We start from the raw sequence: 13,484 nt of genomic DNA on the forward strand, positions 1-13,484 counted from the left end.
TAACGATTAAATGGAACACTCCGGCTTCCTTATTGAGGCAGTAATTTTCATGGCTGCCGCAGTGATTGCGGTACCCATTGCCACACGCCTGGGCCTGGGCTCAGTCCTCGGTTACTTACTCGCCGGTGTGGCCATTGGCCCAAGTGCCCTAGGCCTGGTCGGCGATGCCAGCGATGAGATGCACGTTGCCGAGTTTGGTGTTGCACTCATGCTGTTCCTAATCGGCTTGGAACTGCAGCCGAAGAAGTTGTGGAAAATGCGCGGTGCTATCCTCGGCACCGGTAGTGCCCAACTACTGTTTTCCGCTGCGGCCATCGCTGGATTGGTTCTCGCCTTTTCCGAGATGGATTGGCGCTCTTCGGTGGCTATCGGGCTGATCCTGGCACTGTCCTCAACTGCGATCGTATTGCAATCCCTCAGTGAAAAGGGCCTGCTGAAAAGCCAGGGCGGGCGCGCTGCATTTGCAGTACTTTTGTTCCAGGATATCGCTGTTATTCCCATCCTCGCGCTATTGCCACTGCTGGCAGGTACCGCTGCCAGCCCCCATGAAAGTGGCTTGAGTGGTTGGTATTACGCATCGGCAGTTATCGGCACCATGCTGGCTTTTATTTTCGCCGGACGTTACCTGCTCGGTCCCTTACTGCGTCTAATGGCAGGCAGCCAAGTGCGCGAACTGTTTACCGTGAGCGCGCTACTTATCGTATTTGCCGCAGCTGCGGTAATGACCTGGCTGGACCTATCGCCGGCACTGGGTACTTTCCTCGCCGGGGTACTGCTGGCCGAGAGCGAGTTCCGCCATGAGCTGGAAGCGGATATACAGCCTTTTAAGGGCCTGCTGTTGGGTCTCTTCTTTATCGCCGTGGGTGCCAGCCTGAATTTCTCCCTGATCGCGGACAACCCGCTGGTGCTTATCGGATTAGCATTGGCGTTGGTGCTGGTTAAATTTACCGTGCTGTTTGCCCTGGCGCGCACCTTGCGAATGTCAAAGGGCGAGGATTGGTTGTTCGCTCTGTCATTGGCGCAAGCCGGTGAATTCGGTTTTGTATTGGTAGCGTTCTCTACCCAGCTTCAGGTCCTGAGTGCGGACATCGGCAACCTGTTAGTAGCTCAAATTGCTCTGACCATGGCCCTGACACCAGTGCTGCTGCTGATCTACGAACAGTTTATCCAGCCGCGGTTTGTCACCGGCCCAGAGGTTCCCGCCAACATAGATACATCACCGCCTGTGGATTCCGGCTCACCGGTAATCATTATTGGTTACGGGCGCTTCGGGCAAATCGCCGGGCGACTTCTAAATGCCTGCGGTTTCAATACCACTTTACTCGAACGCAATGCAGAACAACTGGACCTGGTGCGCCGCTATGGCATCAAGGCTTACTACGGAGATGCCTCGCGAGAGGATCTACTGCGCGCCGCCGGAGCCCAAAATGCAAAGCTGGTTATCCTGACCTTGAGCGACCAGGCCGCCTGTTTGGAAATTGTGGCCCAGCTGCAAAAACACTTCCCCAATGTGACCATCCTCGCCCGGGCCCGCAACCGTATGCACCAATATGCTTTGATGGAAGCCGGGGTCCGCTATATCTTCCGCGAGACCGTGGACTCGGCCCTGACCATCGGCGAAAAGGCGCTGGAACTATTGGGGCTCAGTCCCATACAGGCGCGCCGCGCCGCCTTGAAGTTCAAGCAGCACGACCAGCGTATGCTGGAGGCACTTTTCCCCTACTGGCGCGATGAGTCCCAGCATATTGCACAAAGCCGAATCTATCGCGAGCAGCTTTTACAGGCGTTACAACAAGACCGCCGCGACAAGGACCTGCATCTGGATCACTACTGGGAAGAAGCCAGGCCCGAGATGGAAAAACAGTAAGCCGCTTATTGGCCCTAGGGGTTGTCATTAAGCACGACAATGGCAGCCCTGCCAGGACTCAGACTCTCGCTGATATGCCCCTTTCCGTGTAAATCATTGGCTAATAAGATATCTCCGGGAGCAAAGATATATTGTTCACCGGAGCTGGTCGTGAGCTTCACCCTGCCTTCAAGATAAAGAATAAACTGCGCCTTCGGGGCACAGTGCCAATCAAAACGCTGCCCCTCGCTAAACTCCCGGAACTGCACCTGCTTGGCGGGATAGGGGATTGAGTAATTACCCAGGGGCTCGCGCTGGGGACTGTCTATTTTTCTTTTCTGAAAACGGGAAACCCCATTAACTGAACACAGCTCTACAAACTCCATATCAAGTTTTCACCAATTTAAGCGTGTCTATTACAAGAGAAAATTTATTCTTTGTTAATTAAGCTCGCCTCTACCAGATCGACCTCCAAAACCAATTTGCGGTGGAGTTCATCATCAATCTTCCTGGAGACACGCAATTCCAACAGCTGTTCGCGCTCAGCAGAAAGTGCGGCAAGGTGGTAATGACGCTCAACCCTGGAACGCATCCAGATAATATCCTCGCTTTCATCTTCTCCTAGGGTTATGCGCCGCCGATAAATCGCCAAAAGGTGATCCACCGCCTCAAAAGCAAGATCGCGATCTTTTTCGCCTCGATCAATATCATGACGCATATTCATCAGCTGATTCACTGCCGCTGTGGCAGCAGATATTCGCGCACCTTTTTCATCACCAATAGCGGCAAAATTGGGGGCTTCGGGTAAACGGCGCAGTAGAACAGGCAATAAAAAACTTGCCAGCAATAAGGAAAGCAAGATAACGCCCATTGCAATAATCAGGGCTAAATCACGGCCGGGCAACGGCTTTCCATCTGTCATAGCGAGGGGAAGGGAAAAGGCTCCCGCCAATGTAATCGCCCCTCTTACCCCGGCGATGGTCAACACGCTAACCAATAAAAAATGGGTACCAAAAGATTCTACTTTCTGCCCAAAACGTGAGAGATATAGGGAGACCCATACCCACACAAATCTCAGGAGAAGTAGTACAACAAATATTGCCAGGACATAAAAAATAATTGTTAAGTCACCAGTGTGGCGCGCGCCGGAGAAATCCGCTCCGGTAATTCGAACCAATTGCTCTCCCAACAGAACAAAAATAATACCGTCAAGAACTGCTTGTACTGTTTTCCATACTGCACGGCGGTCCATCCGTGTAGTCGACATTTCCGCGCCGTGTAAGGTGGTATAGTGAGTCGCAATTCCAGCACTGGCAGCCGCCAAAATACCCGATACCTGTAAAGTATGGGCGGCGATATATGCCGCAAAGGGCACTAATAAGCTCACTAGAACTTGTACAGTAGTGTCCTCACCGCCAATTCTGACCAGCAGACGCAAAATATATCCACAGGCAAATGCAGCTCCAGCACCAATAACCACACCGCCGATAGCGACCCAGAAAAAACCAGCCAGTGCGTGGGGAAATGAAAAGGTCCCGGTGAGGGCAGCAATCACTGCAAAACGGAAAATATCCAATCCCGAGGCATCATTAAACAGGGACTCTCCGGCGAGGATATGCTCCAGCCGTGGTGGCATAGAAGTTCCACCGTGGACCACCGATACCGCCACGGGATCGGTCGGTGCCAAAATTGCCGCTACTGCAAAAGCCACCGCCAGTGGCATGACAGGCACCAACCAGGAAATAAAATATCCCATACCCACAACGGTAAAAAGCACCAAGCCAATAGCCAAGGTAACAATGGCACCGATATCACGAAACAGGGCGCCTTTCGGTATTCGCCAACCGGCAATAAACAATAAGGGCGGAACAAACAGCAGGAAAAAAATTTCTGGCTCGAGGGATATTTCTATTCCCAAAAAGCTACCCAGTATTGCTCCCGCAGCAATTTGCAATAGAGGCAGTGGAATAGGTAAAGGCAACAGGCGCGCAATAACCAGGGTAATGGCCACAACTAACAACAGCACCAGCGCAATAACCAGATAGTGCATTACTCGCTACAGTTCCCTGTGACGCCTTATTGAAATAGATCTCTATCGAGCAACTATTGCTGCTCACTCAATATCAGGAAGTTTATGCGAGAATAGAAAACAGGGAATAAATTCTGAGAAAAAGTGCCGGCGCTTTGCAGCGCTCTAAAAAATTACTCTGCAAATTTGGCAGAGTTTTTGGAGTTTCTTTACTCAAACATATCCGGCTGTTCTTTTGCAATTACATTGTAAAGAGGCTGAAAGCTAAATAATCCCGCCAGTTCAGTTCCCACAACCGCCCGGGTTCGTATTGCCACCTCTGGATCGATCAAAATAGGCTGCCCAGCTGCTTCCGCCAGTAACTGAGCTTGGCAGCTTTTTTCCATAGTGATATACCACCAGGCAGCTTCATCAACGGATTTACCCACCGTCAGTAAGCCGTGATTCTGCAATATCAGTGCTTTGTGGTTACCCAAGGCTTTAGCAAGGGCCGCACCTTCTCCCATTTCCAATACCACGCCGGAAAAAGTGTCCAACAAACCGTGGTCCTGATAAAAGGCACAAGCATCCTGGGTAATGGGATCCAGAAGGCGCCCGAGAGTAGACCAACTTTTCCCATAAAGGGAATGAGCGTGCGCAGCGGCTACCACATCCGGGCGGGTTTTATGGATGTGAGAATGAATAGTAAAGGCTGCGCCATTAAGGTAACCATCCCCCTCAACCACCTCTCCTTGATGATTGACCAGCAACAGTTGTGACATCGTCATCTGTTTAAAGGAAACCCCCATGGGGTTGACCCAAAAATGATCGTCATATTCCGGGTCACGGACAGTGATATGACCGGCTACGCCTTCATCAAAACCAAATTTTCCAAACAGCCGAAAAGCCGCCGTCAGCTTCCTCTTACGCTCTTCACGAACTTGTTCTGGCGGCTGGGTTGGCTCGCCAAGCAACATATTGATGTCGCCATTCATAACAGCAGCATCAATACCGGTTTTTGTTTTATTTTTTTCTGTTGTAGCCACCTAGCGGCCCTCTCATCTTTGGAAAATGCCGAGGCATGGTTATAGCATGACTTTTATTTTCTATACGAGGATTAATAACTTAATAAAATGGTGACTGCTTAATGCGGAAAAATATAAAAGTGACTTTGATGTCTTTTCTATCAGTTTATTTTCGTGCGGTAGAAATATAAGCAAAAATTTACTGCCAAATAATGAAAAATTAGTATCTTGCACTTAGTTTCTTTTACTGAATAATTAGGACTGTTTACTCAAAGTAAATTCCCACCCAGATGTCATAGATATGACTCTGAGTAGGAGAGAGTTTACTCTATCAAAAACCTTCCAGGACTATCTTTCCTTTTGCAGCCTGGGATTCGATAAGCTGATGTGCTTTTAAAAGGTTATTTGCATTTATTTTCCCAAAATTCTGCCCCATAGTGGTTTTAATTAATCCCTGGTCAATTAATTCCGCAAGTTCATTCAACAGAACATGCTGGGCAACCATATCCTCGGTAGAAAACAGCGCGCGAGTAAACATAAACTCCCAGTGCAGGGACAGACTCTTCTGCTTCAGTGCCATAACATCCAAGGAGGCGGGGTCGTCAATCAAACCAAACTTGCCTTGAGGTCTGATACTTTTGATAATTTCCGTCAAGTGCTCTTCGGTATTAGTGAGGCTAACAACATAGTCGACGCCATCGATACCCTCGCGACTTAACTGTTCGCTAAGAGACTGCCGATGATTGATCACATGGTGGCTTCCAAGCTCTTCAAGCCAGCTTTTGGTTTCGGGGCGGGAGGCAGTACCTATCACAGTCAAATTGGTCAGACGACGAGCCAACTGGACCATAATCGAACCTACGCCACCAGCGGCACCAATGATCAGCAGTGACTTGTTGTTTGCCCCTTTACCCACCGCAACTTGCAGGCGGTCGAATAGCATTTCCCAAGCGGTAATCGCAGTGAGAGGCAGCGCCGCTGCCTCGGCACAGCCAACCGTCTTGGGGGCAGTACCAACGATTCTCTCATCCACCAGATGGTACTGGGCATTGCTGCCCGAACGGGAGATATCGCCCGCATACCAAACCCGATCGCCAACCTTAAAGAGTCCCGCTTCCGGGCCTACCGCTTTCACTATGCCCACAGCATCCCAGCCAAGTACCTTCCACTGACCGGTATCCGGGCTGGCCCGCTGCCTCACCTTAGTATCTACCGGGTTAACTGAAACGGCCTGTACTTCTACAAGCAGATCCTGGCCGGAGACTTGCGGTATGGGGAGGGTTATATCCTGTAGCGCTTCTTTATCACTGCTTGGCAGAGACTGTTGATAACCGACGGCCTTCATCATCAGTTTTATCCTTTTCCAAATGGGGTAACTAGTGTGAAGGTATCTTAAAAAGGAATATCCACAGGAAAAACTGCCTTCTTGCAGAAGCTGTTTCAATTATTTTTTTAAATTCCAGTAACTATGGATAACTCTATCCACAGTTATCCACAAAGCTGAACTAGGGCACGGGGAAATGGCTATCTGTGGAAAACTTGAGAAGAAATTTACTCACCAAGGCATTAAATCTTTGAGCTGCTTCCAGAAACAGGAAATGGCTTCCTCCTTCCGCCACATCAAAGATCTCAAGCCTGGAGCCCGCAACTTGCTGGTGAATCCACTGCTGGCACTCTACTGGGTGTGGACTGGCACGACCGAAAGCCACTAGCGTCGGCTTATCAATCCTGGGGATAAAATCCCGCCAGTCCTTTGTTACGTTATCCACAAAAAGCTTTGCAGCCCAGCGACGGGGACACTGCAGGTTAACCGCAACCAGCTCATCCCGTTGGGTTTTCCCCATTAAAGGCGTGACCATAGACATAAGAATTTGGCGGGTGGCCTCAGCACCTTTTTTTCCAACCAAGTTATCCACAAACTGGAAGAGGCTCTCCGGGGTCAGTATGCCTCCAGCTGCCAATCGCTCCGCTTCACTCCAGGCGGGATCTGCCAGTAGACAGGGGGGTTCATCGATTAGCACTAGTGCACTGACCCTATCCCCACCAAACATTTCCAGGTAGCTCCATATCACCGAGCAGCCGGCGGAGTGGCCGAGTAAATGAAGGGGTTCCTGTTGCAGACTTGAGATCAGCTCTTGCAAGTCCTTGGCGAGGCGGGAAATTCGATAGCCATGATTGGGCTTGTCAGACTGACCATGACCACGCATATCCAGCGCGATCACACGAAACTGATCGCTGAGCCCAGCAAGCTGATGTTTATACAACACCGCCCCCTGGGACCAGCCGTGTAGCATCAATAATATGGGGCCGCTGCCGGCCTCTAGATAGCGCAGGGTGACGCTATCAGAGGTAGTAAATTCACACAGCTTTACTCGCTTGTGCATAAACCTTTTGCGGCAGGTAAACGGTTATTCAACCGTGACTGATTTAGCCAGGTTTCTGGGTTGATCCACATCAGTACCTTTCAGCAACGCCACATGGTAACTCAATAGCTGCAGCGGCACGGTGTAGAGAATCGGCGCCAGACTCTCTGGGGAATCTGGAACTTCCACCACGGTAACACCTTCTTCACTGGTAAATCCGGCCTTGGGGCTGGCGAAAACAAACAGTTGCCCACCCCGCGCACGCACTTCCTGCAAATTGGATTTGAGTTTTTCCAGCAGCTCATCATTGGGGGCAACGACAACCACGGGCATATCGCCGTCCACCAGTGCCAGGGGGCCGTGCTTCAATTCACCGGCAGGATAGGCCTCTGCGTGGATATAGGAAATTTCCTTCAGTTTTAGAGCACCTTCCAGAGCAATGGGGAATTCGACACCACGCCCCAAGAAAAGCGCGTGGTTCTTCTCTGCAAAGGCCTTGCTGGTGTTTTTAACCACCTTATCCAGACCGGTAAAACTCTCCATTAGCTCAGGTAACTGGTGCAAGGCGCTGACCAGCTCAGCTTCACGCTCCGCCGACAGGCCGTTGACCTTGGCGAGGGCGATACAGAACAGTTGTAATGCTACCAATTGGGTCGTAAAGGCCTTGGTCGAGGCCACACCAATCTCGGGGCCCGCCTCAGTCATTAGCGATAGCTCAGATTCTCGCACCAATGAGCTATTGGGCACATTGCAGATGGTCATGGAGGCCAGATAGCCCAGGTCCTTGCCCTGGCGCAGGGCGGCGAGGGTATCGGCCGTTTCCCCGGATTGGGAAATACTCACAAACAGGGTTCCCGGGCGCACCACTTTCTTGCGGTAGCGCAGTTCACTGGCCACCTCCACCGAGCAGGGAATACCGGCCCAGTCCTCCAGCCAATAGCGGGCTACCATTCCCGCATGGTAACTGGTGCCACAGGCTACTATCTGTACCTGCTGCACCTTGGGCAAAATCTCCTGGGCGCGGGCACCAAGGGCCTGGGCCAACACCGAGCGCTCACCGATACGGCCCGCCAGAGTGGCTGCGACCACCTGGGGCTGCTCGAAAATCTCTTTCTGCATAAAGTGGCGGTAGCGCCCTTTATCGGTAGCTTCATGACCGCCGGTCAACTTGTGCACCGGGCGACTGACTTCCTCTCCCAACTTGTCTCGAACTGCGATGCCACCGCGACGCACTTCCGCCACATCGCCCTCTTCGAGGAATATAAAGCGATCAGTCACCTGCCGCAGGGCCATAGGGTCAGAGGCAATAAAGTTCTCTTCAATACCCACTCCCAGGACCAGCGGACTACCAGAGCGGGCACAGGCCAAAACTTCCGGCTCTTCATGACTAACAACCGCGAGGGCGTAGGCACCTTCCAGTATATGCGTGGCTTCAGTCACAGAGTCGACCAGGCTGCGGCCCTCAGAACTTAATGAGTGAATAAGGTGAACCACAACTTCAGTATCGGTTTCAGACTCAAACTCATAACCTTTTCCCTGAAGCTCTGAACGCAATTCCTGATGGTTTTCGATAATGCCGTTGTGAACCAGAGCGATATGGCCTGACAGATGGGGATGGGCATTTTCATCGGAGGGAACACCGTGGGTAGCCCAACGCGTATGGGCAATGCCAATATGGCCCTCGGCGCTCTCCTCACTTAATTTGGCCTCCAAATCTGCGACCTTGCCCAGGCTTTTGCGCAATTGCAGCTGGCCATCTCCACTGCTTAAGCAGACTCCGGCTGAGTCGTAACCGCGGTACTCCAAGCGGCGCAGCCCTTCCAGAAGAATCCCCGTCACATTGCGCTGTGCCAGCGCACCTACGATTCCGCACATAATTATTTCCTCATTAACCCGGGAGTCTCGCCGCCCATTAAAATTTCAGGCTGAGCGCCTCTGCTCCTATCTTCAGCGGCACAAATGAGCTGGATACCCAGCTGCTCCAGTTTTTGGCCCACGGCATCTGCCAGGCCATCATCAGTTACCAGGATATCGACCTGCTCCCAGGACAATTCCAGATTGGGAATCCGCTTCCCTACTTTACTGGACTCCGCCAGTACAACCACTTCCCGCGCAACTTCCGCCATTACACGGGAGAGGCCAATTTGTTCATTAAACGTACAGGTACCGCGTTGCAAATCGATTCCATCGGCACCAATAAAAGCGCGATCGAAGTCGTATCCTCTCAGTACCTGTTCTGCAACCTGCCCCTGGAAGGCCTCAAAGTGTGGGTCCCAGGTGCCTCCGGTCATCAACAGCGTCGGTTCGTTTTCAAGTTCGCGCAGTGCATTGGCCACATGCAGCGAGTTAGTCATCACCACCAGACCCCGTTTGCTTTCAAGCTCTGGAATCATTGCCGCCGTGGTACGACCGTAATCGATCACAATCCGGTGGTGATCCGGTATCAGCTCAGCAGCGGCTCGGCCAATGGCCCGCTTGCTCCCTGAGGGCCCTTCTTCATGGACCAACTCCCTCGGCACTGGGATAGCACCACCGTGGCGGCGCAGCAACAAGCCGTGATTTTCCATTGCCGTCAGATCCTTTCGAATCGTAACTTCCGAAGTTTCGAACTGCCGCGCCAATTGCTCGACAGTGGTCTCTCCTACTTCATTTAGCAAGTGGAGAATACCGTGGCGGCGCTGTTGGGTGTTGCGTTTGGACATAGGTAGATAAGTTTCATTTCGAAACTTAAAGATAGCAAAACGAAACTAAAGTTCCCACAACTTTTATCAACAACCACTACTCAACAGATTAGATACCGGTATAGGACCCACTCAGACTGTCTGCTAGAGAGACAAAGTTTCCAACATTGTCTGAAGAAAGCGCGCCAACTCTCCACCGGTAACGGCCCGGTGATCGGCACTGATAGAGAGAGGGAGTAGGGGGCGAAGTGCGGGCCATCGATTTACCACCACAACTCCCTGGCACACCCGCCCGGCACCGACAATGGCAACAGTGGGCGGCATGACTACCGGAGTGGCATAACGACCGGCTATGGAGCCGAAGTTGGAGAGAAGTATGCTTGCCCCCTGGAGGTCTCGCTGGGCGATCCCAGTCTCGCGGGCCTGGTGTTTAAAGTCCGCCACCTGCTGGAGCAGATCTTCATCAGTACGCTGGGCGACATCCCTGAGTACCGGCACATAGAGCCCTCGCGGAGAGTCCACTGCCAAGCCAATATTGATACTGCCCTGCGGCGCCAGCTTATCATCCTGATACAGGGCATTGAGGGTAGGTTCCGCCTCACAAGCTTCCTGTACTGCACGAATCAATCGCAGCAGCGCCGGAGCACTACCCCACCAGTTGGAAATATCCGCATCGTCACACAGCGTTATCTGCTTTACCTCATCCCGCGCTCGGCTCATGGACAAACCCATTGCGCGACGTGCAGGCGTCATGACTTCAGACTCAGAATCGAATTGGGGTGCAACGGCTGTAGTTTGTTCGGCAGAAGCGCGGGCAGGTGATGGATGCTGCCCCTTCGCCACAGTTTTGGCCTTTGCTCCCGGCCCCGCCCCAGTGCGTACCTGAGCTTCCGTTACCAGTGCACCCGCAGGTGATATTGACTGTAAATCTACCCCCAAACGCCTGGCCAGGGCCCGTACTCTCGGGGTGGCCAGTCGCTTCAAGCCCACCTCCGGCCCCCGCTCAGCCCCCAACACACCTTGCCCTTGCTCTATTTTTCCCACCACCGTGCCGCTGTCGGCCCGAGGACTAATCTCTTGTTCCGATTCTTCAGCTTTAGTGGGCGGGCTTTCAACTGCGACTTCTCCCTCGGCCATAAATCCCACCAGGGGATCGCCAACATTCACAGTCTCATCCACTGCCGCAAATAGCTTCTCAATAGTGCCGCCCCAAGGAGCCGGCACTTCCACCAAGGCCTTAGCGGTTTCCACTGTCACCAGAGTTTCATGGGCGGCTATGGTGTCTCCCTCTTTGACATGCCACTCCCGCACTACCGCATCGGGCAGACCTTCGCCGAGATCCGGAAGGGTAAAAGTCTTCATTGTGGCCCTCCGTTGGCGTAGTCCAGCACTTCCTGTACGGCCGACAAAATACGCGGCACTCCGGGTAGATACTCATCCTCCAGTTGATAGTAGGGCATCACCGTATCGAAACCGGTCACCCTCTGTACCGGTGCCTTTAAAAGATCGAAGGCATACTCATTAATCTGTGCGACCAACTCGGCACCCAGGCCACAGAACCTGGCCGCCTCGTGCACAACGACACAGCACCCGGTTTTCTCCAGGGAGTCTATTACCGTGTGGATATCCAGGGGTTTCAGAGTGGCCGGGTCGATAACCTCAGCCTCTACCCCTTCCTCTGCGAGCTGCTCTGCGGCTTGCAGGGTCTCTTTGAGGGAAGCGCCCCAGGCAATAAGCGTAATATCGCAGCCCTCCCGCAACACAAAGGCGCGATCCAGCGGTAGAGCTTCACCAGAGTCGGGCACTTCCTGACGAACTGCTCGGTAAATACGTTTAGGCTCCAGGAAAATTACCGGGTCCGGGTCTCTAATCGCCGCCAATAGTAAACCGTAGGCCCGTGCAGGAGAGGAGGGCACCACAAGGCGCAGACCTGGAATATGGGCGAACAGGGCCTCGGTGCTCTCAGAGTGATGCTCCGGTGCATGGATTCCACCTCCATAGGGGGCCCGGTAGACAATCGGACAGGAGAGGCGGCCGCGAGTGCGATTGCGATAGCGCGAGGCGTGGCTAAGGATCTGATCGAGACCGGGATAGATAAAACCCATAAACTGGAATTCGGCCACCGGTCGCAGGCCCTGCACCGCCATACCGACAGCCATTCCGGCAATCATGGTCTCGGCTAAGGGGGTATCCATCACCCGGTCCCGGCCAAACCTGGCCTGCAACCCCTCGGTAGAGCGAAATACGCCACCGTTCAGACCAACATCTTCACCAAATAGAACCACCATCGGGTCTGCTTGCATCTCGTAAGCCAGAGCCTGGGTGACAGCTTCGACCAAAGTTATCTCAGCCATTAGCTATCTCCCTGCAACTGTTGATACTGCTCCAGAAAAGGCTCCGGCAACTTTGCATAGAGGTGATCGAATATTGCCGTGGCGGCATCTCTGGGGGTTTCCCGGTAGATATGGACCGCTCTCTCCAGCTTCTGGGTCAGCTCCCGTTGCAGCTCTTCTTCCTGCGCATCATCCCAGGCACCGCAGTTTTCCAGGTAGGATCGCAGGCGCCGCAGAGGCTCTCGGGACCAGGCTTCACTGACATCTTTTTTGGGCTGGTAGCGACTGGCATCATCGGCGGTGGTGTGGTCACACAGGCGATAGCTGATCGCTTCGATCAGAGCTGGGCCAGCACCACTGCGCGCCCGCTCCACGGCATCACCCACCGCCTCACGAACGGCAATCACATCGTTGCCGTCTACCTGCAAGCCAGGTATTCCGGCGGCAACAGCCTTCTGTGCCAAGGTCTTACAGGCAGTTTGCTCATCTCGCGGTAGGGAAATAGCCCATTGATTGTTGTTGATAACGATCACCAAAGGCAGGTGCCAATCCCCAGCCAGGTTTATCGCCTCGTAAAAGTCTCCCCGCGAAGTAGATCCATCGCCGCCGGTCGAAACAGCGACGCGCATGGGTTCACCGAAATGCTCATGTTTATATTTCAGGGCAAAGGCTACACCGGCACCGTGCAACATCTGGGTGGCTATAGGCACACTCAAGGGCAAATCTTCGCGGCTATGGCGAAAGTTCTGCCCCCGCTCATCGCCCCCCCAGATTGCGTAGATCTCCTCGATAGTAACGCCCCGCTCCAGAAGAGCGCCTGTCTCCCGGTAATTGGGGCAGTAGATATCCTCTTTGGCCATGGCGGCTGCGAGACCAACACCAATAGCTTCCTGGCCGAGGCTGGAGGGATAGGTGCCAAGTTGACCGGTACGCTGCATTTTTACCGCGCGATCATCCACCATACGAGCCAACGTCATCTGGCGGTAGTAAGCAATCAGGGTATCCGGGGTGGCAAATTCCGGTAGGGCTTGGGTCGTCTGTCCCTGTTCATCCAAATATTGCAGCGAAGCAATATCAAAACTGGCAAGCAGCTGTAATCTGGGCTTGTGCATCGGGCCATTCCTTTTGTTCCCGAAGCGCAAGTTTAATGGATAGGGTGGCTATCAACAGGCGTGGAGAGGGAAGGCCCGCCGGAATTATAGTTTCCGAGGGGCAACCCAATTACGGT

General features: G+C 53.0%; 11 protein-coding genes. 1 reads left to right on the forward strand and 10 read right to left on the reverse strand.

Going from position 1 to position 13,484, the window contains the following annotated elements; all coding sequences use genetic code 11:
• Positions 1-10: 10 nt before the first annotated feature.
• Positions 11-1,867: a monovalent cation:proton antiporter-2 (CPA2) family protein gene (locus ACJJII_RS06085; protein ID WP_444918623.1), complete on the forward strand. Its 1,857-nt coding sequence runs from the start codon at positions 11-13 to the stop codon at positions 1,865-1,867.
• 14 nt (positions 1,868-1,881) lie between these two features.
• Here ACJJII_RS06085 and ACJJII_RS06090 read toward each other — a convergent pair whose 3' ends face one another.
• The 10 genes from ACJJII_RS06090 to pdhA all read right to left on the reverse strand — a co-directional run bounded on the left by ACJJII_RS06090 (position 1,882) and on the right by pdhA (position 13,368).
• A complete protein-coding gene (locus ACJJII_RS06090) occupies positions 1,882-2,232 on the reverse strand; it encodes an AraC family ligand binding domain-containing protein (protein WP_444918624.1) in 351 nt (116 codons plus the stop codon).
• 44 nt (positions 2,233-2,276) lie between these two features.
• On the reverse strand, positions 2,277-3,896 hold the full coding sequence (locus ACJJII_RS06095; RefSeq protein WP_444918625.1) for a Na+/H+ antiporter: 1,620 nt from the start codon (positions 3,894-3,896) through the stop codon (positions 2,277-2,279).
• A 188-nt stretch (positions 3,897-4,084) separates the two neighbouring features.
• Entirely contained in the window at positions 4,085-4,900 is an 816-nt protein-coding gene (locus tag ACJJII_RS06100; protein WP_413663852.1) for a class II aldolase/adducin family protein, read from the reverse strand.
• 310 nt (positions 4,901-5,210) lie between these two features.
• Positions 5,211-6,227 (reverse strand): zinc-binding alcohol dehydrogenase family protein, encoded by a 1,017-nt coding sequence (locus tag ACJJII_RS06105; RefSeq protein ID WP_444918626.1) that lies wholly within the window; start codon positions 6,225-6,227, stop codon positions 5,211-5,213.
• A 157-nt stretch (positions 6,228-6,384) separates the two neighbouring features.
• Positions 6,385-7,263, reverse strand: a complete 879-nt coding sequence (locus ACJJII_RS06110) for an alpha/beta fold hydrolase (protein WP_444911820.1) — start codon at positions 7,261-7,263, stop codon at positions 6,385-6,387.
• Between the two features lie 24 nt (positions 7,264-7,287).
• Positions 7,288-9,117, reverse strand: coding sequence for a glutamine--fructose-6-phosphate transaminase (isomerizing) (gene glmS / locus ACJJII_RS06115; protein WP_444915136.1), 1,830 nt, complete (start codon positions 9,115-9,117; stop codon positions 7,288-7,290).
• Positions 9,118-9,119: 2 nt separating this feature from the next.
• Positions 9,120-9,944 (reverse strand): DeoR/GlpR family DNA-binding transcription regulator, encoded by an 825-nt coding sequence (locus ACJJII_RS06120; RefSeq protein WP_444918627.1) that lies wholly within the window; start codon positions 9,942-9,944, stop codon positions 9,120-9,122.
• A 123-nt stretch (positions 9,945-10,067) separates the two neighbouring features.
• On the reverse strand, positions 10,068-11,285 hold the full coding sequence (locus tag ACJJII_RS06125) for a dihydrolipoamide acetyltransferase family protein (protein WP_444918628.1): 1,218 nt from the start codon (positions 11,283-11,285) through the stop codon (positions 10,068-10,070).
• Entirely contained in the window at positions 11,282-12,277 is a 996-nt protein-coding gene (locus ACJJII_RS06130) for an alpha-ketoacid dehydrogenase subunit beta (RefSeq protein WP_444918629.1), read from the reverse strand. The genes ACJJII_RS06125 and ACJJII_RS06130 overlap by 4 nt, the downstream gene beginning before the upstream one ends.
• The gene (gene pdhA, locus ACJJII_RS06135; protein ID WP_444918630.1) at positions 12,277-13,368 is read right to left on the reverse strand and encodes a pyruvate dehydrogenase (acetyl-transferring) E1 component subunit alpha; all 1,092 of its coding nucleotides are present in this window, start codon (positions 13,366-13,368) and stop codon (positions 12,277-12,279) included. Before pdhA ends, ACJJII_RS06130 begins: the two co-directional genes overlap by 1 nt.
• Positions 13,369-13,484: the final 116 nt, after the last annotated feature.

Source organism: Microbulbifer maximicatervae (SeqCode) (assembly GCF_052467825.1).

Bases quoted from the DNA above. Each gene is read 5' to 3' on its own strand.
- glmS (WP_444915136.1), bottom strand. From the start codon at position 9,117: ATGTGCGGAATCGTAGGTGCGCTGGCACAGCGCAATGTGACGGGGATT.
- ACJJII_RS06110 (WP_444911820.1), bottom strand. From the start codon at position 7,263: ATGCACAAGCGAGTAAAGCTGTGTGAATTTACTACCTCTGATAGCGTC.
- ACJJII_RS06105 (WP_444918626.1), bottom strand. From the start codon at position 6,227: ATGATGAAGGCCGTCGGTTATCAACAGTCTCTGCCAAGCAGTGATAAA.
- ACJJII_RS06130 (WP_444918629.1), bottom strand. From the start codon at position 12,277: ATGGCTGAGATAACTTTGGTCGAAGCTGTCACCCAGGCTCTGGCTTAC.
- ACJJII_RS06090 (WP_444918624.1), bottom strand. From the start codon at position 2,232: ATGGAGTTTGTAGAGCTGTGTTCAGTTAATGGGGTTTCCCGTTTTCAG.
- ACJJII_RS06120 (WP_444918627.1), bottom strand. From the start codon at position 9,944: ATGTCCAAACGCAACACCCAACAGCGCCGCCACGGTATTCTCCACTTG.
- ACJJII_RS06085 (WP_444918623.1), top strand. From the start codon at position 11: ATGGAACACTCCGGCTTCCTTATTGAGGCAGTAATTTTCATGGCTGCC.
- ACJJII_RS06125 (WP_444918628.1), bottom strand. From the start codon at position 11,285: ATGAAGACTTTTACCCTTCCGGATCTCGGCGAAGGTCTGCCCGATGCG.
- ACJJII_RS06095 (WP_444918625.1), bottom strand. From the start codon at position 3,896: ATGCACTATCTGGTTATTGCGCTGGTGCTGTTGTTAGTTGTGGCCATT.
- pdhA (WP_444918630.1), bottom strand. From the start codon at position 13,368: ATGCACAAGCCCAGATTACAGCTGCTTGCCAGTTTTGATATTGCTTCG.